Origin of the sequence: Amycolatopsis sp. BJA-103, assembly GCF_002849735.1 — a bacterium.
Lineage (GTDB): Bacteria > Actinomycetota > Actinomycetes > Mycobacteriales > Pseudonocardiaceae > Amycolatopsis.
In genome coordinates, this window is record NZ_CP017780.1 from 9,065,196 (window position 1) to 9,090,605 (window position 25,410).

The 25,410-nt window shown below is 69.0% G+C and carries 24 protein-coding genes; 18 read left to right on the forward strand and 6 right to left on the reverse strand.

The window, feature by feature from the left end; translation table 11 throughout:
- The first annotated feature begins 28 nt into the window (after positions 1–28).
- From BKN51_RS41145 to BKN51_RS41160, 4 genes are all read left to right on the forward strand, one after another.
- Positions 29–2,641 carry a CHAT domain-containing protein gene (locus BKN51_RS41145; protein ID WP_101612688.1) on the forward strand — a complete coding sequence of 871 codons (2,613 nt, stop codon included), beginning with the start codon at positions 29–31 and terminating at the stop codon, positions 2,639–2,641.
- A 236-nt stretch (positions 2,642–2,877) separates the two neighbouring features.
- On the forward strand, positions 2,878–3,393 hold the full coding sequence (locus BKN51_RS41150; protein WP_101612689.1) for a lytic polysaccharide monooxygenase auxiliary activity family 9 protein: 516 nt from the start codon (positions 2,878–2,880) through the stop codon (positions 3,391–3,393).
- A gap of 77 nt (positions 3,394–3,470) precedes the next feature.
- Positions 3,471–4,418 carry a DNA polymerase domain-containing protein gene (locus BKN51_RS41155; RefSeq protein WP_101612690.1) on the forward strand — a complete coding sequence of 316 codons (948 nt, stop codon included), beginning with the start codon at positions 3,471–3,473 and terminating at the stop codon, positions 4,416–4,418.
- Positions 4,419–4,490: 72 nt separating this feature from the next.
- Complete coding sequence (locus BKN51_RS41160; protein ID WP_101612691.1) at positions 4,491–5,645, forward strand: 4-hydroxybenzoate 3-monooxygenase; 1,155 nt, start codon at positions 4,491–4,493, stop codon at positions 5,643–5,645.
- Between the two features lie 175 nt (positions 5,646–5,820).
- Here BKN51_RS41160 and BKN51_RS41165 read toward each other — a convergent pair whose 3' ends face one another.
- The 3 genes from BKN51_RS41165 to BKN51_RS41175 all read right to left on the reverse strand — a co-directional run bounded on the left by BKN51_RS41165 (position 5,821) and on the right by BKN51_RS41175 (position 8,438).
- The gene (locus BKN51_RS41165; RefSeq protein WP_101612692.1) at positions 5,821–6,447 is read right to left on the reverse strand and encodes an AAA family ATPase; all 627 of its coding nucleotides are present in this window, start codon (positions 6,445–6,447) and stop codon (positions 5,821–5,823) included.
- 66 nt (positions 6,448–6,513) lie between these two features.
- A complete protein-coding gene (locus BKN51_RS41170) occupies positions 6,514–7,179 on the reverse strand; it encodes a DUF998 domain-containing protein (protein WP_101612693.1) in 666 nt (221 codons plus the stop codon).
- A 107-nt stretch (positions 7,180–7,286) separates the two neighbouring features.
- On the reverse strand, positions 7,287–8,438 hold the full coding sequence (locus tag BKN51_RS41175; RefSeq protein WP_101612694.1) for a beta-ketoacyl synthase N-terminal-like domain-containing protein: 1,152 nt from the start codon (positions 8,436–8,438) through the stop codon (positions 7,287–7,289).
- Between the two features lie 134 nt (positions 8,439–8,572).
- Between BKN51_RS41175 and BKN51_RS41180 the strand changes: the two genes are divergently transcribed.
- The 4 genes from BKN51_RS41180 to BKN51_RS41195 all read left to right on the forward strand — a co-directional run bounded on the left by BKN51_RS41180 (position 8,573) and on the right by BKN51_RS41195 (position 12,890).
- The gene (locus BKN51_RS41180) at positions 8,573–11,149 is read left to right on the forward strand and encodes a sensor domain-containing protein (RefSeq protein WP_101612695.1); all 2,577 of its coding nucleotides are present in this window, start codon (positions 8,573–8,575) and stop codon (positions 11,147–11,149) included.
- Positions 11,150–11,280: 131 nt separating this feature from the next.
- Positions 11,281–11,862 (forward strand): Rv1733c family protein, encoded by a 582-nt coding sequence (locus BKN51_RS41185; protein ID WP_101612696.1) that lies wholly within the window; start codon positions 11,281–11,283, stop codon positions 11,860–11,862.
- Between the two features lie 100 nt (positions 11,863–11,962).
- Positions 11,963–12,526, forward strand: a complete 564-nt coding sequence (locus BKN51_RS41190) for a TetR/AcrR family transcriptional regulator (protein ID WP_174720517.1) — start codon at positions 11,963–11,965, stop codon at positions 12,524–12,526.
- A gap of 1 nt (position 12,527) precedes the next feature.
- The gene (locus BKN51_RS41195) at positions 12,528–12,890 is read left to right on the forward strand and encodes a tautomerase family protein (protein WP_101612698.1); all 363 of its coding nucleotides are present in this window, start codon (positions 12,528–12,530) and stop codon (positions 12,888–12,890) included.
- Here the strand turns inward: BKN51_RS41195 and BKN51_RS41200 are convergent, their stop codons facing one another.
- Complete coding sequence (locus BKN51_RS41200) at positions 12,891–13,604, reverse strand: CDP-alcohol phosphatidyltransferase family protein (protein WP_101612699.1); 714 nt, start codon at positions 13,602–13,604, stop codon at positions 12,891–12,893.
- Between the two features lie 60 nt (positions 13,605–13,664).
- On the opposite strand from BKN51_RS41200, the gene BKN51_RS41205 reads away from it, so the two are divergent.
- The 6 genes from BKN51_RS41205 to ribA are packed head-to-tail and all read left to right on the forward strand — an operon-like array spanning position 13,665 to position 18,551.
- On the forward strand, positions 13,665–14,645 hold the full coding sequence (locus BKN51_RS41205; protein WP_101612700.1) for a dehydrogenase: 981 nt from the start codon (positions 13,665–13,667) through the stop codon (positions 14,643–14,645).
- Positions 14,646–14,667: 22 nt separating this feature from the next.
- On the forward strand, positions 14,668–15,066 hold the full coding sequence (locus BKN51_RS41210; protein WP_101612701.1) for a 6-pyruvoyl trahydropterin synthase family protein: 399 nt from the start codon (positions 14,668–14,670) through the stop codon (positions 15,064–15,066).
- Entirely contained in the window at positions 15,063–16,130 is a 1,068-nt protein-coding gene (locus tag BKN51_RS41215) for a glycosyltransferase family 4 protein (RefSeq protein ID WP_101612702.1), read from the forward strand. The genes BKN51_RS41210 and BKN51_RS41215 overlap by 4 nt, the downstream gene beginning before the upstream one ends.
- Complete coding sequence (locus BKN51_RS41220) at positions 16,127–16,945, forward strand: class I SAM-dependent methyltransferase (RefSeq protein ID WP_101612703.1); 819 nt, start codon at positions 16,127–16,129, stop codon at positions 16,943–16,945. Before BKN51_RS41215 ends, BKN51_RS41220 begins: the two co-directional genes overlap by 4 nt.
- Positions 16,942–17,922 carry a lysylphosphatidylglycerol synthase transmembrane domain-containing protein gene (locus BKN51_RS41225; protein ID WP_101612704.1) on the forward strand — a complete coding sequence of 327 codons (981 nt, stop codon included), beginning with the start codon at positions 16,942–16,944 and terminating at the stop codon, positions 17,920–17,922. Before BKN51_RS41220 ends, BKN51_RS41225 begins: the two co-directional genes overlap by 4 nt.
- The gene (gene ribA, locus BKN51_RS41230) at positions 17,919–18,551 is read left to right on the forward strand and encodes a GTP cyclohydrolase II (RefSeq protein WP_101612705.1); all 633 of its coding nucleotides are present in this window, start codon (positions 17,919–17,921) and stop codon (positions 18,549–18,551) included. The genes BKN51_RS41225 and ribA overlap by 4 nt, the downstream gene beginning before the upstream one ends.
- Before the next feature lie 90 nt (positions 18,552–18,641).
- Here ribA and BKN51_RS41235 read toward each other — a convergent pair whose 3' ends face one another.
- Positions 18,642–19,337 (reverse strand): creatininase family protein, encoded by a 696-nt coding sequence (locus BKN51_RS41235; RefSeq protein ID WP_168214510.1) that lies wholly within the window; start codon positions 19,335–19,337, stop codon positions 18,642–18,644.
- Between the two features lie 17 nt (positions 19,338–19,354).
- Between BKN51_RS41235 and BKN51_RS41240 the strand changes: the two genes are divergently transcribed.
- The 4 genes from BKN51_RS41240 (at position 19,355) to BKN51_RS41255 (ending at position 23,260) form a co-directional block, all read left to right on the forward strand.
- Positions 19,355–20,143 carry an inositol monophosphatase family protein gene (locus BKN51_RS41240; protein WP_101612707.1) on the forward strand — a complete coding sequence of 263 codons (789 nt, stop codon included), beginning with the start codon at positions 19,355–19,357 and terminating at the stop codon, positions 20,141–20,143.
- 78 nt (positions 20,144–20,221) lie between these two features.
- Positions 20,222–21,316: a glycosyltransferase family 4 protein gene (locus tag BKN51_RS41245; protein ID WP_101612708.1), complete on the forward strand. Its 1,095-nt coding sequence runs from the start codon at positions 20,222–20,224 to the stop codon at positions 21,314–21,316.
- A gap of 55 nt (positions 21,317–21,371) precedes the next feature.
- A complete protein-coding gene (locus BKN51_RS41250) occupies positions 21,372–22,109 on the forward strand; it encodes a Long-chain-fatty-acid--CoA ligase (RefSeq protein ID WP_101612709.1) in 738 nt (245 codons plus the stop codon).
- 299 nt (positions 22,110–22,408) lie between these two features.
- On the forward strand, positions 22,409–23,260 hold the full coding sequence (locus BKN51_RS41255) for an NAD(P)-dependent oxidoreductase (protein WP_101612710.1): 852 nt from the start codon (positions 22,409–22,411) through the stop codon (positions 23,258–23,260).
- Between the two features lie 11 nt (positions 23,261–23,271).
- On the opposite strand, the gene BKN51_RS41260 is transcribed toward BKN51_RS41255, so the two are convergent.
- On the reverse strand, positions 23,272–25,200 hold the full coding sequence (locus BKN51_RS41260; protein ID WP_101612711.1) for an elongation factor G: 1,929 nt from the start codon (positions 25,198–25,200) through the stop codon (positions 23,272–23,274).
- Positions 25,201–25,410 lie beyond the last annotated feature (210 nt).

Consider the following 25,410-nt stretch of genomic DNA (forward strand, 5'->3'; position numbering starts at 1 on the left):
CGGCTACGGAGTGTGCTGTCATAGATCAGTGGCGGTTACACAGCTCGATCAAGCCGATGTCATTCGCAAGGCGCGCGAACTCCAGCGCGCCGGTATCGATGCCGCGTGTTCGGCCCGTCAACGTGAGGGAATTCTCCTGCTGCGGCGGGGGATGGCTCTGCTCGATTCGATCCATCCGGTCGCCGAACGGATGAGGAACGACTGGCTGGCCACCCGGATCCGGCTGGCTTCCAGCATCGCGACCGTGGGCTCGGAGACCAGCGGGGGCGTGGCTTCCGGCCTCGCGGGCCTGGACGACGTCCGGTTGTTGCTCAAAGCGGTGGACGACCCCCGGCTCCACGCGGAATTGCGCGGTCAGCTCGACCACAATTACGGACTCCTGCTCATGGCGGTGGGGCGGAACGAGGAAAGCACGGGGTATTTCGATTCCTCGCTCGCGCACAAAGAGGCCCTCCTGGCCATGGAAAAGGATCCCGCGCCCTCGCTCGATCCGTACCTGGGCACGTTGACCACGCGGGGGCTGGCCTACACCAGGCTCGGCGACATCCGCCGCGCCAGGCGGGACCTCGCCAACGCCGTGGCGCTCGCGGAACGCAACGGCCTGCACGCCCAGGCCGCGGACGTCCGCCGCCCGCTGGGCACGCTGGAACTCCGCGTCGGGAACGTGCCCGCTGCATTGCGGCTCTACGAGGAAAGCGAGCGGATCTACCGATCTCTCGACCTGGAGATCCCGCCGCTGCTGCGGTGGGAACGGGCCGAAGCGCTGCTGACCGCGGGCCTGGCCGAAGAGGCCGGAGTCCATCTCGACGAGATCCTGCCGGTGATGCTGGAACAGCGGAGCATCACCAGGGATCTGGGCGGGGTGGAGCTGTTCCGCGCGTCCGCGGCGCTGATGACCGACGACCTGGAGCTCGCCCGGACGTACGCCTCTTCGGCCCGGCGCCGGACGCTGCGCTGGGGATGCCAGACCTGTGTCGCCAACGCGACGATCGTCGGCCTTCGTGCCGACGTGCGGGATGCGTTGCGTACCAACGAGATCCCGGCCAACCTGACGGCCCGCGCACTGCGGGCGGCGAACGCGATGCCGATGCCGAGGCTCGCCGATCAGGCGGCCTTGGCGCGCATGCTGGCCGTCCGGGTCGAGCTGCGGAAGGGAAAACGCAAGCGTGCCGCCGAACTGCTGGCGCGGATTCCGCAGCCGGGCCGGTTGACCACCGTCGATTACCGGATGCTGCGACGGCTCTGCCGCGCGGAACTCGCGGTCGCCGAGGGGGACAAGGCCAGGGCGCTGGCCGAGATCAGGGGCGGGCTCACCGAACTCGACCGGGTCCGCGACCGGATGGGCGGCCTCGAACTGGTGTCCGGGACGGCGTTGCACGGCAGGGAGCTGGCGGATCTGGCCGTCAAGATCGTGCTCGAACGCGCGGACGCGGCCCGGTTGTTCGGCTGGACGGAACGGACCCGCGCGCAAAGTTACCGGTACGAACCTGTTGCCGCGGACGATCCGGATCTCGCCGAGCGGGTCGGTGAGGTCCGGGGTCTCGATCAGGCGATCCACCAGGCGCAGCACGACGGGCACCCGACGGCGGCCTTGCGCGCGAAACACGCCGAGCGGTTGCGCGAGGCGCATCGGCTCGGGTGGCACACCGGACGCTGGGGCAGGCCGCGGCCGGTCGCGCGGCTCGCCGAGGTCGCCGACGAGCTGGGCGAACGCGCGCTGGTGAGCTTCGTGTCCTCCGGAGACGACCTGGTGGCGGTGGTCGTCGCGGGCAGGCGGTGCGAACTGGTGCGGCTCGGCTCGGCGGCATCGGCGGCGGAGTCCGCGCGGATGCTGAACGTCGATCTCGACGCCCTCGCGCCGGATCACCTGCCGCCGCCCCTGGTACAGGCGGTACTCGGTTCGGCGCGGAAACAGGCCGAACGGCTCGACGCCCAGCTCATCCGGCCGCTGGAGGGGCTGCTCGGGGACCGCGGCCTGGTCGTCGTGCCGACCGGTCCGCTGTTCGCCGTCCCGTGGGGAGTGCTGCCGGCGCTGCGGTCGCGGCCGATCGTGGTCGCCCCGTCGGCGACCGCCTGGCTGGGAGCCGAACGCACGACGGTCCCCGAGGCGCGGAAGGTCGTCCTCGTCAGCGGACCCGGCCTCGTGGGGACCAGGGGTGAGCTGGCCAAACTCGCCACGCACTACCGGACGGCACATACGCTGACCGGGCCGGACGCGACGGTGCGGTCCGTCCTCGGCGCGCTGGACGGCGCGAAGCTCGCGCACATCGCCGCGCACGGTGCGCACGAGCCCGAGAACGCCTTGTTCTCCCGGCTGGAACTGGCCGACGGCACCCTCTTCGCACACGAGATGGCCGGGCTCGCGCAGCCGCCGTCGCAAGTCGTCTTCGCGTCGTGCGAACTGGCGCTGAACCGGATCCGGCCCGGCGACGAAGTCCTCGGTTTCGCCAGCGCGCTGCTCGCGAGCGGTTCGCGGACGGTGATCGCGCCGTTGAGCCGAGTCGGTGACGAAGCCGCCGCGGCCGCGATGGACGACTACCATCGCGGACTCGCCGACGGTGCCGGCCCGGCGACGGCGCTGGCGGACACCATCGCGGTTGATCCGTTCCGGCGACCGTTCGTCTGTTTGGGTGCGGGCTGATCGCACGACTTGACAACCCTGTTCGATCTTCACGACTCCAAGTGCCCGGTTGGTTACTCTTGACCGAGTCGTCTGAACCAATTATGGTCTAGACCACATTCGCCGCTCGGCGCTTCGGCGGATGTGGTCCCAACCTTCATTGGTTTTTCGCTCGCCGTGGCCCAGGAACCTCGAGTTCCACGGACGGTTCCGCCACCCGGGTCAGCGGTGGGTGCACAGATGGGAAAGGGGTAGGCATGAGCTTCAAACGACGGCTTTTGACCCTGGCGGCAGGTGCGGCAACGGTGCCGGCGGTTCTGGTCGCGATCCCGGCGGGTACCGCCAGCGCGCACGGCTACGTCTCCTCACCTGCCAGCAGGCAGGCGCAGTGCGCTCAGAACACCGTTTCCTGCGGTGACATCAAATGGGAACCGCAAAGCGTCGAGGGCCCTAAGGGGCTCATGAGCTGTAGCGGCGGCGTCGGCCGTTTCTCGGATCTCAACAATGACAGCAAGGGCTGGAAGGTGCATTCCCTCGGCCGTACCACCACGTTCCGGTGGACGATCACGGCTCGCCACCGCACCAGCACGTGGGAGTACTTCGTCGACGGCGCGAAGGTCGCGACCGTCAACGACAACGGCGCGCAGCCGGGCGCCACGGTCACGCACAGCGTGAACCTGCAGCAGAGCGGGCGGCACAAGATCCTCGCCCGCTGGAACGTCTACGACACGGCGAACGCGTTTTACGCCTGCATCGACGCCAACATCAGCTAAGCGTCGGCCTCGTGAGTGGTACGGGCGGTTAGAACCGTCCGTACCACTCACGAGGCTTTTGTGTCAGGCTCACCGTCATGAGCGATGACGAGCGCGACGGGGTCAAGCTGACCAACCTCGACCAGCCGTTGTTCGAGGGTGCGACGAAACGCGACCTCGTCGATTACCTGGACTTCGTCGCGGGCCGCCTCCTCCCGGTACTGGAGAACCGGCCGCTGTCGGTGATCCGCGTCCTGCGCGGCCAGGACCCGTTCATGCAGAAGAACCTGCCCAAATACACACCCGGCTGGGTGAAGCGGCACGAAATCTGGGCGGAGACCTCCCATCGGCAGGTGTCGTACGCGCTGTGCGACGACCGCCGCACGTTGCTGTGGTTCGCGAACCAGCGCGCCGTCGAGTATCACCCGACGTTGATGACCGCCGGGGACGTCGCTGGCCCGACCCATCTCGTCCTGGACCTCGACCCGCCGCCGGGTGACGATTTCGCGCACGTGGTGAAGGCCGCGGGGCTGGTGCGGCAGGCGCTCTCCGATTCCGGGCTCGCCGGTGCGGTGAAGACCAGTGGTTCCAAGGGAGTGCACATCTTCGTCCCGTTGGTGCCGGGGCAGACCTTCGAAGACGTCGCGGCCGCGACCCGCGCCCTCTCCGCTCGCGCGGAGCAGGTCGACCCCTCGGTCGCGACGACCGCGTACATCGTGGAAGACCGCGAGGGCAAGGTGTACCTCGATTCGACGCGGGCAGGCGGGAACACGGTCGCGGCGGCGTACAGCCCGCGCTTGCGGCCGGGACTGCCGGTGTCGTTCCCGGTCGCCTGGGACGCTTTGGCGGACGTGGTCCCCGCCGACTTCACCGTCTACACGGCGCCGGGTCTGCTCGGCGACAAGGATCCGTGGGCCGAGGCGATGCCCGCGCCGCAGACGTTGCCCGCCGACCTCGTCGAACAGGGGCACACGATCCCGATCGCGCGTGTCGTGGCGATGCACGAAGGGAAACGCCGGGCAAGGTTGCGTGCCCAGAAGGGCTGAACATCCCCCGGGTGAACGCACTTTGTGTACCGTGGATCGCAGTGGGGGAGGGCACGGGCACGGGGGGCTTTCGTGGGGAAGAACGACGCCGATGTACTGATCGTGGGCGCGGGTCCGGCCGGACTGGTCGTGGGAAATCTTTTGCGCGCGGCCGGAATCGACTGCCTGATCCTGGAGCGGAAAAGCCGGGAGTACGTCGAAAACCGTGCCAGAGCTGGATTCCTGGCCGCGAACAGTGTCCGTGTCCTCGACGGGAACGGCCTCGCCGACGGCCTTCTCGCCAACGGCGTCCGGCATGACACCTGCGCCTTCCGTGCCGAACAAGGGGAATTCGAGCTCAAGTACGGCGAACTCGGCGGCGGCGAGGTGCACACCGTCTATCCGCAGCAATTCCTGGTCGCCGATCTGATCGCGGAATTCCTCGCCCGCGGCGGGGAGATCCGGTTCGAGACCGAGGTTTCGTCGGTGTCGGGGACGGAGGCCACCATCATCGCCGACGACCGCCTCCTGCGCGCCGAGTACATCGCCGGCTGCGACGGCAGGCACGGCGTCTCGCGGAGATCCGTTCCCGCCAAGGTCTTCCAGCGAGACCACGCGATCTCGTGGCTCGCGATCCTCGCCGAGGCGCCGCCCAGTATGTCCGCGATCGGTTACGCGCTCCACGAACGCGGTTTCGCCGGGCACATGGCGAGGACGCCGACGGTGACGCGCTACTACCTCGAAGTCCCGCGCGGCGAGGATCCGGACACCTGGACCGACGACCGGGTCTGGGACGAACTGCACCTGCGGATGCGCGGCGAGCGGTACGGCGCGCTCAAACGCGGCCCCGTCATCGAACGCCGGATCGTGGACCTTGGTTCGCACGTGATGGACACGATCCAGCGCGGGAAACTGTTCCTCGCGGGCGACGCGGCGAGCCTGATCAGTCCCGCCGCCGCGAAAGGCGCGAATCTCGCGCTGATGGAGGCCGAGATCCTCGCCAAGGCGTTGATCGCCGCCCACGAAACGGACGACACGACGGCGCTCGACCGCTACTCCGCGGAGTGCCTGCCGCGGATCTGGCGCGCGCAGGAGTTCTCGCACTGGATGATCGGCCTCCTGCACAGTCCGGCCGGATACGACGACGAGGCCCTCTTCCAGCGGGCCCTGCGGGACGCGCGGCTGGAGAGCCTGCGGGTTTCCCGTGCGCACCAGGACTTCTTCGCCGAGAACTACGTGGGGATCTGACCCGATCCGGGGATGGGGTGAACCGGTGGATCAGTATGTCCGTATCTCCGTGCGAAGGTCCTTCGCGGCGTGGAAAGGACGAACGACGATGCCGGTACGCATCCGCTGGGCGCCGGGGAACCCGTGTCCGCCCCCGAACCGACCAGGACCTTCGGACGAACCCGACCCGGAACCGCTAACCTGCGCGCACTGTGGGCGCGCCGGGCCGGTCGACCGGGAGGAGCCGGACGTCGCCTGAGCGGCCTCTTCCCGGCTCCTCTTCGGTGACGAACCGCAGCGCCCCGGTGACCTCGCGGGTCACCATCCGCGCGCCGTGCCAGCCTGCCGGGACCCAGCCGGCGCGCAGGTCGCGGCGCACCTTCTCGGCCCTTCTGACGTGACGGGCGAACGACCGCGGCCGGATGACGCGCCCGCGCGCGACCTGGCCCGCGCGGGCCTCCTCCGGGGTGACGTCGAGCCACAGCAGCCGGACCGGGCGGCGGCTCACCAGGCCGAGCAGGGCCAGCAGCCCGCGGGTCGTCGCGCGGGTCGACGGCTCGTGCACGACCAGTGGGCCACCGTCCGCCAGCGCGGCCCGGACGACCCGCGCGCGGTGCCACAGGTGGACCAGCGGCCGGTAGCACCGGTACGGCAGCGCGGCGGGCAGCCGTCCGCGCAGCCGCGCGCGGACCTGGTCGGAATCGAGCACCGGCATCGCGCCGGTCGCCGCCCGGGCCAGGAGCGTGGTCTTGCCCGCCCCGGGTATCCCCGCGACCACCAGGAGGTCGCGGCGGCCGAGCTGGAGTGCGATGCGCTCAGTCATACCGCGTCAACGACCCGGCCGATGATAAAGGTTCCTTTACCTTGATCGGCCCGGCTCCGGTACAGGTCAGGCCGTCACCCGCGTTCCCGCCGTCACGGTCTTGTCCGGCAGCAGCGTCCCGCCCTTGGTGAGCCACGCGACACCGAACGCGAAGATCGCCACCGACTCCAGCCACAGCGCCGGGTAAAGCGACTTCGTCAGCTCGTCGAAGACGAGGCCGCAGAGCACGATCAAGGCCAGGCACACCAGCATGATCACGCCGGAGGTGACGTACAACCGGTTCCGTTCGGGTTTGCGGGCGCCGGGGATCTCCTTGTCCGACTTGGTGAACAGCACGATGCAGAAGAACGCCAGGGTGAGGAAGAAGACCGCGGCGAACCCGAGGTGCAGCAGGCCGAGGATCTCGTCCGTGCGGTCACCGTTCGACGGTGTCGTGGGGAACAGCGCCACGCCGACCGCGGCCACCGCGGCGATGTTCCCGGCGATGTCGTCGATCCGGCCGTAACCCCGGTAGGACAACAGGAAGACACCGATGGCGCACATGACGCCGACCCAGACGTCGCGCATCCCCGAGTAGTAGTAGCCGCTGATCGAGTTGAGCAGGCCGCCGCCGTCGACGGCGATCTTCCCGAAGATCAGCACGAAAGGCAGTCCGATCCCGAGGAAACCGATGGCACGCCGCAAGAACAGGTAGTTGTGGACGAGGTTGTCGGATGCCGTTCTCGGGCTCATGGCCGCCTCCGTGCCTAGTGCGTATCGCTACTTGGCAGTATCGACCCGATGAGCACCGAATATGACACTTCGTGACGACGTTGAGACCGTGTGTTATCGAATAGGAGTCAGGCGGCGTCCAACACGACTGCGGCGACGTACCCGCCCATCCCGATCGACGTCTTGACGGTGAGCCCGCTTTCCGGCCGGGAGGGCCCGTCCATCAGCTGCGGATGCCCGTCCGCCACCGGTTTCGGCGCCGGGACGAGGTCGTGCTGCGCCGCGAGGCAGGTCGTCGCGATCTCGGTCAGCGCGCTACCGGACTGGCTGTGGCCGGTCAGCGGTTTGATCGAGTAGATCTCCGTACTGCCGGGGAAGACCGCTTCGAGGATCTGGGATTCCGTGCGGTGGCAGAGTTTCGTACCCGTTCCGTGCGCGTTCAGGTAGCGGACGTCCTTCGCGGCGGCGTTCGCGTTCTCCAAGGCTCCGGTCACCGCCGAGATCGCGTTCGCCGGGTTCGGGTCGAGCGCCATCGCGTTGTGCGCCTCATGGGACATGGCGCCGCCCAGCAGGGTCGCGTACGAGTCGGTCTTCCGCTGGGTCAGCACCACCGCGACCGCGGCCTCGGAGAAGGTGAATCCCCTTGTGCCCTCTTGGAAAGGGCGGCACGCGTCGAGCGGGGGAGTGTCGGTGATCGCCACCCCGCAGTGCACGAAGTTGCGCACCATCGCGCGGGTCGCGGACAGATCGGTGGTGACCACGACGACGTCGTCGGCCATTCCCGCGTCCAGCCACATCTTCGCGGTGAGGACGGCGGCGCTGCCGGTCGCGCACATCGCGGAGGTGGCCATCGACGGGCCGTGGAAACCGAACTCCGACATCAGCGAGGCGATCGGGGTCGAGGGCATCATGCCGATGAACTCGCGCCGGTACATGAGTTCCTCGCCGAGATGGGTGAGCCTGTCCCAGGTCCGCAGGTCCTCGCGGACACCGCCGGAGATGACGCCCACCCGCCGTCCCGGCGACCAGCCGCGGGTGCCCGCGTCTTCGATCGCTTCTCGCGCGGCGGAGAGCAGGGCGCGGGCGTGCAGGCTGCCGTCCCTTGATCTGCCGCCCTCGGGGATGTGGGCCACCCAGCCGGGCAGTTCCGGGGTTTCCCCGAAGCCGTCGGTGTACTGGGCGCAGGGGACGCCGCTCGCGAGGCCCTCCCACAGCGATTCGCGCCCCCAGCCGTAGGCGGTTACGGCGCCGATGCCGCAGATGTCTGTTTTGCTCCGCACGTGTTTCCCTTCAACTACATTCCGTCAACGCTGGGGTGGAAAAGCCGCACCGATCAGCTGGACGAGGAGGACGGCTACGTCGATTTAGTGATCTAATCGGAAGCTACATCAGTCGAGTAGGGGGTTTGGATCACATGGATCCTGACGATCTCGACGGTGGGACCCCCGACACCCACCGGCCTTCGGATCAGGATTCCTCGCCAGCGAACGGCACCGCGACCTGCACGGTTGGAGAACCCGACCGTCATGCTTCGCTCGTCCGCCTGCTGACCGAGTTGTCCGCCGAGAGGGATCAACGTGGTGAACCCGCGCTTGCCTTTCTCGGCAAGGGGTACCGCCTTTTGGAGCAAAATTCCGACGGCGGGACTTTGGGTACGCAATACCTCACGATGGTCGAAGCGAGCCCTTACGGGATCTGTGTCCATCAGCGGGGCAAAGTCGTCTTCGTGAACTCGGCCACGATGCGCTTCGTCGGCGCGAGTGTGTCGACCGAAATCATCGGGATGCACATCACGGACCTCGTCGACGACGGCTCGCAGGACGCGTTGCTGGCGCGGATCGGTTCGCTGGTCGCGCCCGGCTCGTTCAGTGAGCCGACCGAAATGATGCTGCGGACCCTTCAGGGCCACAAGGTCGCCGTCGAATCGCAGGCGGTGCTCACCACCTGGGAGGGCAAACCCGCCTATCAGGTGATCATGCGCGATCTGACCACGCAGAAGGCGGCGGAAGCCGGTCTGCGGTTTCAGGCCGCGCTGGTCGGCCACGCGAGCGACGCGATCATCGCGACCTCGCCCGACGGCCTGGTGACGAGCTGGAACCCGGCGGCCGAGGCCGTCTACGGACACGAACTCGACCAGGTCATCGGGGTGCCGGTGTCCGAGGTGGTGGGCGCGCCGATGAATCCGCGGCAGGTCGTCGCGGCGGGCGGTGTGGTGCAGGCGACGCATTTCAGCGCCGACGGCACGGCGCTCGCGGTCCGCGTCTCCGCGGCCGAGATGTTCGACGGCTACGTGCTGCTGTGCGCCGACGAGACCGCGCAGCGCCGGGCCGAGGCCGAATTCGCCACCGTCGTCGAAACGCTCGACGAAGGGGTGCTGCTGGTCGGCCCCAGCGGGCGGATCGAACTCGCGAACTCCGCCGCGCACCGGATCTCCGGCGTGCCGGAGGGTTCCCTGGTCGGCCTGGAAAGCCGGACGTTGCGGCTGCACGACGAGCACGGCGCCCCGGTGCCCGTGGACGATCTGCCGTCGGCGCGCGTGCGGCGCTCGGGGAAGGTCGAGACCGGGCGGGTCGTGCAGGTGCGGCGGCGCGACGGTGCCCATCGGTGGCTTTCGCTGACGTCCGGTCCGCTGATGGCGCCGGGACAGAGCGTGCCCTCGGTGCTGACGTCCTTCGCCGACATCACCGAACGGCGGGCGATCAGCGAGCGGCTGGCCTACGAGGCGACCCACGATCCGCTGACCCGGCTCGCGAACCGCACGCTCGCGCTGAACCATCTGCGCCTCACGATCGCGGATCCGTCGCAGACGACCACCGTGCTGTTCATCGACCTCGACAAGTTCAAGATCATCAACGACTCGCTCGGGCACACCGTCGGCGACCAGGTGCTGCGCATCATCGGCGAGCGGCTGCGGGCCGTCGCCGGGCCTTCGGACCTGGTCGGACGGCTCGGCGGGGACGAGTTCCTGGTCATCACCACCGGTTATCCCGAAGCCGCCGAGGTGCGGGCGCTGGCCGACCACCTCCAGCGGCATCTGGCCGAATCGCTCACCGTGCACGGCAGGGAACTGCATATCAATACGAGCATCGGAATAGTGATCGCAGAACCCGGCGATACCCGCAGTGCCGACGAATTGCTGGAAGACGCCGATTTGGCGATGTATCAGGCGAAAACATTCGGACCGGGCCGCTCTGCTTTCTATGCGCCGATCATGCGGAAACGCGTGCAGGACCGTTTCATCCTGGAGCAGGATCTGCGGAACGCCGTCGCGGACGGGCTGGTCGAGACCGTTTATCAGCCCGTCGTCGATCTGCGGACCGGCGACATGGTCGCGGTGAAGGCGAAGTCCTGTTGGGACCATCCGGTCCGGGGGCCGATCGATCCGGCGGAATTGGCCGAGATCGCCGACGACGGCGATCTTTTGACGATCATCGGTGCGGAGGTCCTTGCCAAGGCCGCCGGTGAGATCTCCCGATGGCGTGCCGATCATGGTGTGCACTGTAATGTGAATGTGAGTCTTTCGGTCCGCCAACTGGGCGATCCCACCTTGCTGCAATTGGTTCAGACCACACTGGAGGACGCGGGGCTGGGACCGCACGATCTGAGCCTCGACGTCGACGAGACGGCGCTGAAGGACGCGGCGGACGCCGTCGACGCGCTGCGGAAGACCGGGGTCAGGGTGACCGCGGAACGGTTCGGCGCCGGGTACTCCTCGCTCGCCCAGCTGTGCCGCCTCGATCTGAACGTGATCGAAATCGACCGGTCGTTCGTGGCCGATCTCGGCAGGTCGAGCGACGCCGAGCCGATCGTCGCCGGGATCATGGCGATGGCGCACGCCGTCGACCTCGTGGTGGTCGCCGAGGGAGTCGAAACCGCGCGGCAGCTGAAGGTCCTGCACGAACTCGGCTGCGATTGGGCGAAAGGGCCGCTGGTCGCGCCGGCCGGTCCGGTCGGGGACCTGAAGTCCGCGTACGAACACGTCGTGCGATGAACCGTGCGGCCTCCGCGCACGTGATCCCGGGTGAGAACGTTCCTCGCCGCTGACAGGGACCAAAGCCTCCTATCTCTCCGGCTCTTCCCGGCGCAGTCTTGTCGGTGGGGAACCGGCGAAGGAGGCCCGTCGTGTCGCTTCTGTTCCTGTGGCGCCGGATCCGTCCCGGCCGGAATCCGCTCGCGCGGATCTGGGACCGGATCGAGGCGGTGATCCTCGTCGGAGGCGTCGCGGTGGCGCTGCTCGGCGTCCCGCTGGCCGCGGCCGCCGGTTCGGAGGCTTACGCGGCCATGATGGAGCGCTCGGCGCTCGAGACGGCCGCGCGGCACTCGACGACCGCGTTCCTGCTCGAAGACGCTCCGCAGGCGCGCGTCGGCGTCGATGGGACCCCTTCGGCCGAGACCGCTTCGGTGGTGGCCCGGTGGGCGTTGCCGGACGGGACGTACCGAGAGGAGCCCGTCACCGCCGATCTCGGCGCTTCGGTGGGTGACGGGGTGACAGTGTGGCTCGACGAGGCCGAAGCCGTGGTCGATCCGCCGGTGACGCCGATGGACGCGACCAGTACGGGGGTCGGCGTCGGGGTGGGCGTGTGGCTGATCGCGGTGACACTGCTGGCGGCGGGGTACCTGATCGCGCGGCACCTGCTGGACCGGGCGCGGCGCGCGGCCTGGGACCGGGAGTGGGAGCGGTTCGGGCAGGACTCGCGCCCCTGAGGCGCGTTTAGCCGACTAAACGCGTTCCGGCGGTGCAAAGGTCCCTTGCTCCCGCCGCGCCGGTTTGCGCTCTGTACCTACTAGTATGTACGGTCTCGGTGTGGACAAGAGGGAACAGCTCATCGAGAGTACTCGCGAACTGCTGTGGGAGCGCGGGTACGTCGGCACCAGCCCGAAGGCGATCCAGGAGCGCTCCGGCGCCGGCCAGGGCAGCATGTACCACCACTTCCAGGGCAAGTCCGGCCTCGCGCTCGCCGCGATCGGCCGCAACGCCGAAGAGCTGCGGGCGAGGGCGGAGGCCGAGTTCACCGGATCCGGCACGGTCGTCGAACGGATCACCGTCTACCTGCGCCGCGAGCGCGACGTGCTGAAGGGCTGCCCGGTCGGCAAGCTCACCCAGGATCCCGACGTGATGGCCGATCCGGACCTGCGAAAGCCGGTCGAGGACACCTTCGGCTGGCTCACCGGCCGTCTCGCAGAACTGCTCGAAGAGGGCCGCGTGAACGGCGAATTGGACGCTTCGCTCGATTCCACCGCCACGGCGACCGCGCTGGTCGCGGTCCTGCAGGGCGGTTACGTCCTTGCTCGTGCCGCCGGATCCCCGGACGTGTTCGCGAAAGCCGTCGACGGCGCCCTCGGCCTGCTCGCGACCAAGGAGAACTGACATGCCCTTCGTACGCATCGACGCTGTCGGGACCGACAGGCTCGAAGCCCTCGGCAACGCCGTCCACGACGCGATGGTCGAGACGCTCGGCATCCCGGCCGACGATCGCTTCCAGGTCCTCAACGGCCAGGGCACCTTGAAGTACGACGACTACCTGGGGATCCACCGGGACGAGGGGGTCGTGTTCGTCGCGATCACCATGCGCCCGGGGCGCACCGACGAACGGAAGAAGGCGCTGTACCGGCGGATCGCGGAGCTCGCGGAGGAGTACTCGGGTACCGAGCCGCGGAACGTGCTCGTGACGATCAACGAGACCGATCTGATCAACTGGTCGTTCGGAAACGGAGAAGCGCAGTACGCGTGATCACGCGACGTCGGCCGTCACACGCCGCGTGCCACTGAAGGCGTGCTGCTCCAGCAGCCACCACGTGTCGCGGCCGAAAGACCAGGTCAGCAGCCCGAGCGCGCCCAGCGTCACCACGAAACCGGCCCAGAGCGGCAGGATCGTCGAAGCCGCCGCGACCAGCACGATGCCCTGCACCGCCGCGACCGTCTTGCGCGCCAGGCTCGGCGGCAGCGGAGTGTTCAGCCACGGCCACAGCCGGCTCGCGGCGACGAAGACGTACCGCATCGCGCCGATCGTGAGCACCCACGGACCGAGCGACTGGGCGACGACCACGCTCAGGATCAGGATCAGATACGCGTCGACCTCCATGTCGAAGCGCGCGCCGAGGGGCGACGCCGTACCGGTGCGGCGCGCGACCTGGCCGTCGACGGCGTCCAGGGCGAGCGCGACCGACGCGATGACGACCATCGTGACGATTTCCCCGCCCGCGGTGTCGACGACGAGGGCGGTCACACAGCCGACCAGCCCGGAGCGTCCGAGCGTCACGGCGTCGGCCGGGCCGAGGGAGCGCGCGGTGCTCCGGTTCAGGCCGTAGGTCAGGAATCCGCCGACGGCGATGCCGTAGGCCGCTCCGGCGATCCAGCCCGGCGGGCCCAGTCCGGTGACGGCGTCCAGCGTTCCCAACAGTGCCAGCTGGACGAGGACCCCCAGGAAAACTCCGGGGTTGATCACGAGGCCTCCTCGTTATGGTGACGGCGACCCCGTCTCCAGGGTCCGACATGAGAGGACACGATGGAACGCGCCTTCTGGTTCAGTGGTTCCGGTGACGGCGAGCTCCTGCCGGTCACGCTCCCTCCGGTCGGGGACGGCGAGGTGCTGGTCCGCACCCTGTACACCGGCGTGAGCCGGGGTACCGAGACACTCGTCTTCCGCGGTGAGGTCCCGCCGAGCCAGCGCGAGGCCATGCGCGCGCCGTTCCAGGAGGGCGACTTCCCCGGACCCGTGAAGTACGGCTACCTCAACGTCGGCGTGGTCGAACATGGTCCGGAGCATCTGGCCGGGCAAGTGGTTTTCTGTCTCTATCCACATCAGACCCGTTACGTCGTCCCGGCGTCGGCGGTCACGCCGGTGCCGCACGGGGTGCCGCCGGAGCGCGCGATCCTCGCCGGGACGATCGAGACCGCGGTCAACGCCGTCTGGGACGCGTCGCCGAAACTCGGCGACCGGATCGCCGTCGTCGGCGCCGGGATGGTCGGCAGCAGCGTCGCGAAACTGCTGGCGGGCTTTCCCGCGACCCGTGTGCAGCTGATCGACGTCGACCCGGGGCGCGCGAAGATCGCCGAAGCGCTGGGCGTCGAGTTCTCGACACCGGAGGACGCGCTGGGCGACTGCGACCTCGTCGTGCACGCCAGCGCGAGCGAGGCCGGGCTGGCGCGGTCGCTGGAACTGCTGGCGCCGGAGGGCGAGGTCGTCGAGCTGAGCTGGTACGGCGACCGCCGGATCAGTGTCCCGCTCGGCGAGAACTTCCACTCACGGCGCCTGACGATCCGCAGCAGCCAGGTCGGCATGGTCTCGCCCGCTCGCCGCACGAACCGGAGCTACGGCGACCGCTTGGCTCTCGCTTTGCGAATTCTGGCCGATCCGGGCTTTGAAGTGCTGGTCAGCGGGGAATGCCGGTTCCAGGAACTGCCGGACGTCGTGGGGCGTCTGGCCGCGAATGAACCAGGAACGCTCTGCCTCCGTGTCACCTATCAGATGGAGGACATGCGTTAAGGGCACGACCGGAGGAGGTCCGTTGTTCAGTATCACCGTCCGCGACCACGTCATGGTGGCCCACAGCTTCCGCGGCGAGGTCTTCGGACCCGCGCAGAAACTGCACGGCGCCACCTTCGTGGTGGACGCGACGTTCCGCCGGTCCGCGCTGGACGCCGACAACATCGTCGTCGACATCGGCAAGGCGACCGAAGAGCTCAAGGCGGTGCTCGCCGACCTGAACTACCGCAACCTCGACGACGTGCCCGAGTTCGCCGGGATCAACACCTCGACCGAATTCCTCGCCAAGGTCATCGCCGACAGGCTCGCGGACCGCGTCCACGCGGGAGCGCTCGGCGAAGGGGCGCGAGGGCTCGAGGGGATCACCGTCTCGCTGCACGAATCCCACGTCGCGTGGGCGAGCTACGAGCGTGTGTTGTGAACGGCCTCCATGTCGTCCTGCCCAACGACGTCGACGACCTGAGCGCGCCGAGCGGCGGCAACGTCTACGACCGCCGCCTGTGCGACGGCCTCGCCGCGACGGGCGTGGAGGTCCGCGAGATCGCCGTCCGCGGGAACTGGCCGCGGCCCGACACCGAGGCGCGCAAGGTCCTGGCGCGCAAGCTCGCCGAACTACCGGACGGTGCTGCGGTCCTGCTCGACGGGCTGGTCGCCTGCGGAGTGCCCGAGGTGATCGTGCCCGCGGCGCAACGGCTGTCGATCGCGGTGCTGGTGCACCTGCCGCTGGCCGACGAGACGGGCCTTTCGCCCTCGCTCGCCGCCGAACTGGACCGTCTGGAGCGAGAGACGCTCGGCGCTGTCGAGGCCGTGGTCGCGACGAGCGACTGGGCGGCGCGGCGGCTGATCGAGCACCACGACCTCGCCCCGCATCGCGTTCACGCGGTGCCGCCCGGCGTCGACAAGGCTGAAGTCTCGCCCGGAAGCCTGAACGGGACGCACCTGGTCTGTGTCGCCAACGTGACCCCGCGCAAGGGCCAGGGCTTGCTCGCGGACGCGCTGAAGTCGCTCACCGATCTCCCGTGGATCTGCGAATGCGTCGGCGCCATCCGCCGCGAGACGCGCTACGTCGAGCGCCTGCGGCGACACACTCTCGGCGAGAGGTTCACCCTCACCGGCCCCCGGTCCGGCGAAGCGCTCGAAGCGACGTACGCGGCCGCAGACCTTCTCGTGCTGCCTTCGCGTGCGGAGACCTACGGCATGGTGGTCACCGAGGCGCTCGCGCACGGCGTTCCCGTGCTCGTGACCGCCGTCGACGCGCTGCCGGACACGCTCGGCCGGTCGCCCGACGGCAGCGTGCCCGGGATGCTCGTACCCGGCGAGGACGTCAACGCGCTGGCCGCCGCCCTTCGCCGCTGGCTCACCGAGCCTGAACTGCGTGACCGTCTTCGCGCCTCCGCCCGCCTTCGCCGCGAGACGCTGACCGGCTGGGACGCGACGGCCCGCGGCGTCGCCGCCGTGCTGCTGAACGAAAGGACGGCGGCATGACCAAGTACGCCCCCAGCTGGCTGCAATTGCGGGAGGACGCCGACGCCGCCGCGCGCGCGACCGAGCTGATCGAGCCGGTCCGTTCCTTCTTGAAGACACAGGACGAGGTCGTCGTCCGGGATCTCGGCTGCGGCACGGGATCACTCGGCCGCTGGCTGGCCAGGCGGCTGCCCGGCCGCCAGCGCTGGATCCTGCACGACCGCGACACCGATCTGCTCACCCACGCGCTGGCCCGCACCAGCCGTCCGGAGCACGCTTTGGACGGAAGCGAAGTCACCGTCGTCGCCGAAGAACGCGACATCACCGAACTGCGTGCCGAGGACCTCGCCGGGACGTCGCTCGTGGCGGCGTCCGCGCTGCTCGACCTGCTCACCGCCGAGGAGATGAGCAGGCTGGCGGAGGCGTGCGTCGAGGCCAATTGCGCGGTCCTGTTCACGTTGAGCGTGTCGGGCCGGGTCGTGCTGTCGCCCAAGGACAAGTTCGACGTCGAGATCGCCGACGCCTTCAACGCCCACCAGCGCCGGGTGACCAACGGCCGGTGGCTTCTCGGCCCGGACGCGGTGGACGTCGCGTTCGGCGTCTTCGAACGGCTCGGCGCCACCGTGCGGCGAGCCCCGAGCCCGTGGCGGCTCGGGGCGGACCAGGCCGCGCTGACCGCGGAATGGCTCACCGGCTGGGTCGGTGCCGCCCGCGAGCAACGGCCGGAGCTCTCGGCGGACGGGGACGCCTACCTGCGGTGGCGGCTCGCGCAGTGCGCGGCGGGCGAGCTGAACGCGGTGATCCAGCACGAAGATCTTCTGGTGGTGCCGTCGTGAAGCGATTTTGGCCTTGGCTGAAGATCCTCGGCGCGCTCGGCATCCTCGCCGTTCTCGTCTGGCAACTGGGCACCCGGGCCTTCCTGGACGGGCTGCGCGAGGTCGACGCCACCGGTGTCGCCGCCGCGCTCGGGATCGGCTTCGCGACGACGGTGTTCAGCGCCTGGCGCTGGTGCCTGGTCGCGCGGCGGCTGAGCCTGAAGCTGTCGCTGTGGAGCGCCGTCGGCGAGTACTACCGCGCGTTGTTCCTCAACGGTGTCCTGCCGGCGGGAGTCCTCGGTGACGTCAACCGCGCCGTGCAGCACGGCCGCGAATCCGGTGACGTCCCGCGCGGGGTCCGCGCGGTGGTGCTGGAGCGGACGGCGGGGCAGGTCGCGGTGATCGGCGCTTCGGTCGCCGTCGTGCTCAGTGCGCCTTCCGTGGTCCCGCCGCCGATCGACGGGGTCGTCCTGGTCGCCGCGATCGTGGTCGTCGTCGTTGCTTTCACGGCCGTCGTCACCGGGATGACGGCGGGGAAACACTGGATCCACAGTGGATCGAAGTGGCGCCGCGGTTTCGCCGTCACCCTCGCCGACGTCCGGCTCGGCCTGCTGACCAAGGAGACCTGGCCAGGGGTGAGCCTGCTTTCGGTGGCCACCCTCGCCGGGCACCTCGCCCTGTTCGTCGTCGCCGCGCGGGCGGCCGGGGTCACCGCGCCGGTCGGCGAACTGCTGCCACTGATGATCCTCGCCCTGCTCGCGATGGGGCTGCCGCTGAACATCGGCGGCTGGGGCCCGCGCGAAGGCGTCTGCGCGCTGCTGTTCGGCACGGCCGGGCTCGGTTCGGCGCAGGGCGTCACCGTGGCCGTCGTCTACGGCGTGCTCGCGCTCGTCGCGAGCCTTCCCGGCGCCGCCGTACTGCTGGCGCGCTCTTTCAAGACTCATACGCCCGCCGCACCGCGCCTCGGGGTACCTGTACGGATAGGAGAAACGCGATGACCGTGGAGAGGGTCGTAGAGACCAGATTGCCGACCCATTACGGCGTTTTCCGTGCGTACGGCTACCTCGACGCCGACGGCACCGAGCAGATGGCGCTGGTGCACGGCGACATCGAGGGCACCGGCACGCTGGCGCGGGTCCACTCGGAATGCCTGACCGGCGACGTGTTCGGCTCGATGCACTGCGAATGCGGCGACCAGCTCGCCGCCGCGCTGCGGGCGATCGTCGAGGAGGGCGCCGGAGTCCTCGTGTACGCGCAAGGGCATGAAGGACGCGGCATCGGCCTGCTCGCGAAACTGAAGGCGATGCGGCTGCAGGACGAAGGACTCGACACCGTCGAGGCGAACATCGCGCTCGGGCTGCCGGTGGACGCGCGGGACTACCGTGCGGCGGCGGAGATCCTGGCCGACCTCGGGGTGCGGTCGGTGCGGCTGCTGTCCAACAACCCGACGAAGGTCGACCAGCTGAAACTGCACGGGGTGCGGATCAGCGAGCGGGTGCCGCTGCTGGTCACGCCGAACGACGAGAACCTGCGCTACCTGCGGACGAAACGGGAGCGGATGCACCACTTCCTCCCGCATCTGGACTCGGTCGGCTCGATCGGCACTGTCGGCTCAGTCGGCTCCTGAAGCTCCGTTGTTCCCGCGGCGGATGCAATGAAGGGGACTTTCATTGCAAAATTTGCAATGAAAGTCCCCTTCATTGCACGCGCGGGTGGGTCAGGCGAGCGCGGTCAGGGTGTCTCCGAAGCTCCGCACGAGCGACTCCAGCACCAGCCGTCCCTTCTCCGCCGTCGCCAGCGAAGGACGCCCCACCACACCGGACTCCGAGTACGGCCGCAGCCCCGTCGTCAGCAGGTGCCGCCGGTCGTCGGCCAGGTGGTCCGCCTCCGCGAAACCGGGCCGGACCAGCGCGGGGTGGGCGTGCAGCAACAGGGAGGTCTCCAGCTCCCCGGCGTGCATGTCGCTGTCCAGCGACGTCTCCAGCCCGGCCGCGTCGTGCGCCGCCTGCCAGCCTTCGACACCGGGGAAGAGCGCCATCGGCGACGTCGATTCCTGGACCACGTTCGACAGGACGTAGTTGCCGCCATGCGCGTTCACCAGCACCAGTTTCGGCACCCCGGAACGGCGCAGCGAGGCGGCGACGTCGTTCACCACGGCGTACAGCGTCGCGGCCGAGATGCTGACCGTTCCCGGCCAGTCCGCGTGTTCGTGTGAGCAGGCGATCGTGATCGGCGGGAGGCGCAGCACCGGGTACGCCGAGGCGAGGGCGTCGGCGATGGTGGTCGCGATGATCGCGTCGGTGGCCAGCGGGAGGTGCGCGCCGTGCTGTTCGAAACTGCCGACGGGCAGCACCGCGACGTCGGCGTCCCGGGCGCGTTCGTCGGCCGTCGTGGTCGTCGGGAACAGATTCACCGGGCTACGGTACCCAGATGACCGACCACGCCGCATTGTTGTCCGTCGCCCGCGAGGCCGTCGCCAAGGCGACCGGGATCATCCGCTCGATGACGTCGTTTTCCGTTGCCGCCAAGGGTGATCGCGACATGGTGACCGACGTCGACCTCGCCGTCGAGGACGCCGTGCGCGAGTTCCTGGCGCGCGAGACCCCGGAGATCGGCATCCTCGGCGAGGAACGCGGGCACCAGGGCGACGAGAACCTGTGGTGGGCGCTCGATCCTGTCGACGGCACGGCCAACTTCGCGCGCGGCATCCCGCTGTGCGGTGTTTCGCTCGGTCTCGTCGACGGTCTCAAGAGCACGGTCGCGGCCATCTCCCTGCCGTTCCTCGATGTCACCTACACCGCTGTGGAGGGCCAGGGCGCGTACGCGGGCGAAGAACGCCTCGAAGCCTCGAAGGCGACGAAGCTGTCCGACGCGATCGTCTCGATCGGAGACTTCGCTGTCGGCGAGGGCGCCGAGGTCAAGAACCGCGTCCGGATGGCGTTGCTGGCCGAACTCGGCGGCCGCGTCCAGCGGGTCCGGTTCCTCGGCTCCGCGGCGATCGACCTGGCCTGGGTCGCGCACGGCAAACTCGACGCGAGCGTCATCCTCGCCAACAAACCGTGGGACACGATGGCGGGTGTCCTGCTGGTGCGCGAGGCCGGGGGAGTGGTCGTCGACACCGACGGCGGCGACCACACGGTGCGCTCGGCGGCCACCATCGCGGTCGGGGCCGGACTGCGTGACGAGATCGTCGCCGCGATCGCCCGCGTGCGCGGCTGAAATTTCTGCCTCCAGATGTGAACCGTCCAGGCTCCGCGTCCGTGTCCCCTTATAAGGCGCCCGCACCTGGAGGTAACCGTGTTCACCTCGAATGTCCGCGTGACCGAACCGGTCGTCTTCGTCCTGCCGGGGGAAGCCGGGGAGACCAGCGGTGAGTACGACCGGCGGATGTGCCAGAACCTCCCGGCCACCGGCCTCCCGTTGCTGGAACTGCCGATCGCGGGCGACTGGCCGATGCCGGGGCCACTCGCCCGGTCGAGATTGGCGCGCTCGCTCACCGCGCTGCCCGACGACACCGTCGTCCTGATCGACGGCGCGGTCGCCTGCGGGGTCCCGGAGATCGTGATCCCGCACGCCCGGCGGCTGCGGCTGGCCGTCCTGGTGCATCAGCCGCTCGCCGACGATCCCGCGCTCGACCCGGCGCAGGCCGGTGAACTCGACGCGTGCGAACGGGAGACCCTGCGGCTCGCGGGAATGGTCGTCGCCACCGGGCCGTGGCTCGCGCGGCAGCTGATCGACCGGCACGACCTCGACCCCACCCGGGTCTACGTCGCGACACCCGGCACGGACGCGGCGCCGCTCGCCGCCGGCGCCGACGGCGTCTCCCGGCTGCTCTGTCTCGCGCCGATGACCGCGCGCCACGGCCAGGACGTGCTGATCCAGGCGCTCTCGATGGTCGACGAACTGGCATTCAAATGCGTGTTCGCCGGGGCGACGCACCACGATCCCACCTACGTCGACGAACTGCGCTGGACGGTCGAACGGCTCGGGCTCGGTTCCCGGATCAGCCTCATCCGGCCACCGGACGACCTCGACCTGGTCTACGACGGCGCGGATCTGCTCGTCCTCCCGTCGCGGGGCGGCACGTCCGGGCTGGTCGTCGCCGAGGCGCTCGCGCGCGGGATCCCCGTGGTGGCCACCGAAACCGCCGGCACGCACGACGCGCTCGGCATGGCGCCCGGCGGCGGGGTCCCCGGCATGCTGGTGCCGCCGAACAATCCGTCCGCGCTCGCGACGGCGTTGGCACGCTGGTCGCTCGACGCCGAACTCCGGCATTCCCTGCGGACGTCGGCGCTCGCGCGGAGCAGCGTCCTCGAGGAATGGGACGTCGCCGCGGGCAGGCTCACCGACGTTCTTTCCCGATTGCAGGCCGCGCCGCGTCAGCTGGCTTGATCATCGCCCGGAAGCAGCTATCGCCGACGATCATCGGCTCGCTTGACTGGGCGGCATGCGAATCGTCGATCTTGCGTCCCGTCCCGATCTCCTCGACCCCGCACTGAATCTCGGCGATGTCGGGGGTGAGTTCATCTACCGGGGTTTCAGCGGCAAGATGATCACCCCGGAACGGTTCCTGCGGCACTGGGCCCGCTACTTCCTGATCGCGCTGGACGACGACGGTGTGCCGATCGCGCGGGCGCTGTCGGTTCCGCTGACCTATCCCGCCGAGGATCGCCGGGAACTGCCGGAACACGGCTGGGACGAGGCGATCCAGTGGGCCGCGCAGGACCTCATGGACGGCCGCGAGCCGGACACGCTGTGCGCGCTCGAAGTCGTCGTGGCACCGAAAATGCGCGGGACGGGCCTGTCCACGCCGATGCTGAAGGCGCTCAAGGCCCGTGCGGCCGAGACGGGGTTGAAGCGGCTGATCGTCTCGGTGCGCCCGATCGGCAAGGAGGACGAGCCGGACGTGCCGATGGAGGAGTACGCCGTCCGGCGCCGTGAGGACGGCCTGTTCGCCGACCGCTGGCTGCGCACCCACGAACGGCTCGGCGCGCGGATGATCAAGGTCTGCCCGTTCGCCGTGACCATCTCGGGCTCGATCGCCGACTGGCATGACTGGACAGGCGTCAAACTCGCCGACGGCGACAACGTGATCCCCGGCGGGATCGCGCCGGTGCACGCGAACGTCGAGCGGGACTGCGGGGTCTACGTGGAAGCGAACGTGTGGATGGTGCACCCGTTCTAAAGCCTCGTGAGTGGTAAGGACGGTTATTGGGGGGGTAGGGCAAAGGTGGCGTTGTGGCTGAACCGAAGGTGAGCGAGGGCGTGACTCGTGTGATTGGAGACGGATCTCGCGTGATCAGACGCCGAACTCCCTGATCGCCGCCCGATCACACGTGAACGCCCATCCCGCCTGAACACGACACGCTCGACCTCCCCCTCAATAGAACCGTCCCTACCACTCACGAGGGGCATTCCTCGCGATTTCCGGCAGGAACATCTCATCGTCCACACCGGTTCGCGACCCTGCGGCACAGTGGGTCCATGGGTATCTCACGAGTCGGTTTCGCGGGGCTGGGCAGTATGGGCGGGCCGATGGCACTGAACCTGGCGCGGGCCGGAATCCCTTTGCTCGTCTGGAACCGCACCCCCGGCAAGACCGCGGAGCTGGTGGCCGCGGGCGCGGAGGTCGCCGAGGACGCGGCGGAGCTCTTCACGCGGTGCGAGGTCGTGTTCCTGATGCTGAAGGACGCGGCGGCCGTCGATGCCGTGCTCGACCGCGGACGGCCCGCGCTCGCCGGCCGCACGATCGTCCACATGGGAACGACGGCGCCGGAGCACTCCCGCGGGATCGAGGCCGAGCTCCTCGCGGCCGGGGCGAAGTACGTGGAGGCGCCGGTTTCCGGCTCGAGGGTTCCGGCCGAGGCGGGTGAGCTGGTCGCCATGCTCGCGGGTGACCCGGGCGCGATCGGGGAGATCCGGTCGCTGCTCGGGCCCTTGTGCCGGGAGGCCGTGGACTGCGGGCCGGTACCGAACGGGCTCCTGATGAAGCTGGCGGTCAACGTGCAGCTGACCGCGGTCGTGACCGGGCTGGCCGAGACCGTCCGCTTCGCCAGGGCGCACGGTCTCGACCTCGGCCTGCTCACCGACGTCCTCGGCGCGGGGCAGCTGGCCAGCCCGATCCTGCGGGTCAAGGTGCCCAAACTGACCGAAGAGGACTTCACGCCGCAGGCGTCGATCGCGAACGTCCTGGCCAACGTCGAGCTGATCGCGGCGGCGGCAGGGCGAGCGGGACTCACCCTGCCGCTGCTCGACGCGTCCCGTGCCCTCTACGCAGAGACCGAGCGGCTCGGGTTCGGCGCGGAGGACATGGTCGCCGTCGTAAAGGCGCTCTGAACGCCGTGACGTCAGACACGCCGCAGCACGCGTAGCAGGTATTCCTTGCGCTCCAACGGGTTGTGATCGGTCCGCGACCGCGACCGTGACGGTGCCGCGCCCCGGACGGGCCGGTAGCCGTGGAAGGCGGTCTCCATCGTGCCTTCGCCCCTTGTCGCCGAGGGCAGGAGTTGGTGCACCTCATGGGTTTTCGCCGCCGGGATCTCGCCGTCGAGTTCCGCCGTCCCGCCTCTCGTGAGTGTCGTGCGCGGGACGGCCCAAGCCTGCGCCAGCAGCGCGGTGACCGGGCCGAGCGTGTCGGCCGGGGCCTGGAGGGTGAACCGGTGCATCGGCTCGTGCACGGTCGTCCCGGCCTGTCGCAGCGCCGCCATCAGCACTAGCGGCGTCAGATCGCGGAAGTCGCCCGCGGTACTGGACATGCTCTTGTCGAACGTGCCGTGGGCGTGGCTTTGCCTGGCGTGGTAGCCGGAATGCGTCATCGTCACCACGCAGTCGAGCACCTCCCAGCCGTGGACGCCTTCGCGCAGTGTCTCTTTCACCGTGTCCTCCACGGCCTTGATGAAGGAATACGGCATCGAGCCGAGTTCGACCTCCAGCCGGAACGAGATCCCGCTTCCCGCCGGGCCTGGTCCGACGCGTAATCCGACCGTGGCGAGGAAGGGATTCGGCGCTTTGTCGATGATTTCGGCGGCCGACCCGGTGCCGGAGACGCGCTCGACGCAGATCGTGGTCGTCTCGCTGAACGTGACGTCGATGCCGTACTCCTCCGCGAGCGTCGCTTGAATGACCTCCTTCTGCACTTCGCCGTACAGCGAGACCGAGGTTTCCCCACGGATCTCGTCGTGCCGCAGGCCGATCAGCGGATCCTGTTCGGTCAGCCGGGTCAGCGCCTGATGTAGCGGTCCGCGATCGACCGCGTGCACCGGGGAGACGACGGTTTCCAGCGTCGGAGGTGAGAACAGAGCCACTTGCGCGTGCCTTGGCCTGGTCCCGAGCACGTCACCGATGCGGACATCGAGCCCCGACAGCTTCGCGATCCGCCCGGCACTAGCCGATCCCGAAGACACGGCCGAGCCGTTGTCGAAGACGCTGATCGCGGTGACCTTGCCTTCGCCGTCACCGAGCAGGACCTTGTCGCGGACGGCGACAGTGCCGGAGTACAGCCGGACGTAGGCGATCTTTTCGCCGCCCGGAGCGCGTTCGACCTTGAACACCGTGCCGGACAGTGGCCCGTCGGCGTCGCCTTCCTCGGCGGGCAGCAGATTCTCGATGCCGTCGCGGAGTGCGTCGATACCCGCTCCGGTGATCGCCGAGCCGAAGTAGACCGGATAAGCGAGCCCTTCGGCCACTTTCGCGGTGAGTTCGGCCTGCAGTCGCGACGGTGTGAACGCGTCCGGGGCGGTGAGGTATTCGGTCAGGAAGTCCTCGTCGAGCGTCGCCAGCAGGTCGGCCACCCGATCGGGTGCCACGGGGTCCATCGCGACGACCGACGGCGTGAGTTTCTCGGCTATCTCACGGAACACGCGGTCCGGGTCGGCTCCGCGGCGATCCAGTTTGTTCACGAACAGCAGCGCCGGGATCCCCAGCCGTCGCAGGGTCCGCATCAGGACGCGAGTCTGCGCCTGAACGCCTTCGACCGCGGACAGCACCAGGACGGCGCCGTCGAGCACGCCGAGCGCGCGTTCGACCTCGGCGATGAAATCGGGGTGGCCGGGGGTGTCGATCAGGTTGACGATGACGTCGCCGACGGCGAACGACACCACGGCCGCCTTGATGGTGATCCCACGGGCGCGCTCCAGCGCCAGCGTGTCTGTCTGGGTACTGCCGTCGTCGACACTGCCCAACTCGCCGATGATCCCGGCCGTATGCAGCAGCCGCTCTGTCAGGCTGGTCTTCCCGGCGTCAACATGCGCCAGAATCCCCAGATTGAGGGTCTTCACGAAGTGTCATGTCCTTGAGGTAGGCGGAAATTACCTGAGGGAAGAACATGGACACTGGCAAGACGATCATCTCCTGGGCCGGGAACCGATCTTCCCGACTACACACCCCCGCCGCCCGCTTCGCAACCGAATAACGCCCCAACGCAATTCGTCCTCGGGCTGCGGTAGTTGCACGTGCAAGTACCGCAACCAGAGGACGAAACGCGAGAG